This is a genomic window from Affinundibacterium flavidum (assembly GCF_014284175.1).
GTDB lineage: Bacteria > Pseudomonadota > Gammaproteobacteria > Burkholderiales > Burkholderiaceae_D > Undibacterium > Undibacterium flavidum.
This window is the reverse complement of sequence record NZ_JACOGA010000044.1, coordinates 1-754: the sequence shown is the minus strand read 5'-3', so window position 1 is coordinate 754 and position 754 is coordinate 1. Positions and strand designations below refer to the sequence as shown.

Sequence of the window (754 nt, the reverse complement as noted above, 5' to 3'; positions counted from 1 at the left end):
TATGATGTTTTCTAATACCTGTTTAACTATTCGCGATTGGTGTGAGCGTAGTAATGGGAAACCGATTAAATTGCCTTCGGGCGATAATTTTTCTTTTATTCAAAAAAAGAGGTATTCCGACGATGAAATAGATTCATTTGAACAAAAAAATTTAATTTCACTTCCTCAACATTACAGAAAATTTCTAAAAATTGTTGGCGCGAGTAGTTTATTTATAGATGAAAATAAACTAGGTTTTGAATTTGTCGGCCTTGACGAACTTGAACAATTTTCGTTTGACGTGTTTGAAAATTTTGGATTAAATTTTTTCCCAAAGTTGCTGCTTGTGGTGGCTTTGACCAGAATAGGGGATTTTGGTGGGTTCGTATTGGAAAGGCCTGACGAAGAAAAATTTAACATATTTCCGCACGATGAAGATCCTGATGAATGGCGTGACATCTTGGTAGGGTGGAGTTCATTTGATGCTTGGATAATTATGCTAGTTGAAAGCGAAGGAAGGAAATCTTTATCTTAGCTATCAAAAATTCAATGACCATTGTTAACAGACGAATGTTAGTAAACCAGTTACCGAAATTTTGAGAAGTCCACACACTTAATGTGTGAGCGATAAACAGGAAGATGCCTTTGTCCTTTGACCTTTAACAATTTGAGTTCTTGTAGCCAGCAAAAGTGCCAGCTACACCTACGACAAAACCGGACTCAACACCCAGATCACGTACAGCAACGGCACCAGTAGCAACATGCGCTACGACGC

General features: G+C 37.8%; 1 protein-coding gene. It reads left to right on the top strand.

Going from position 1 to position 754, the window contains the following annotated elements; translation table 11 throughout:
- The coding region (locus H8K55_RS21270; protein WP_186944251.1) for an SMI1/KNR4 family protein at positions 1 to 514 on the top strand (514 nt) is incomplete at its 5' end.
- Positions 515 to 754 lie beyond the last annotated feature (240 nt).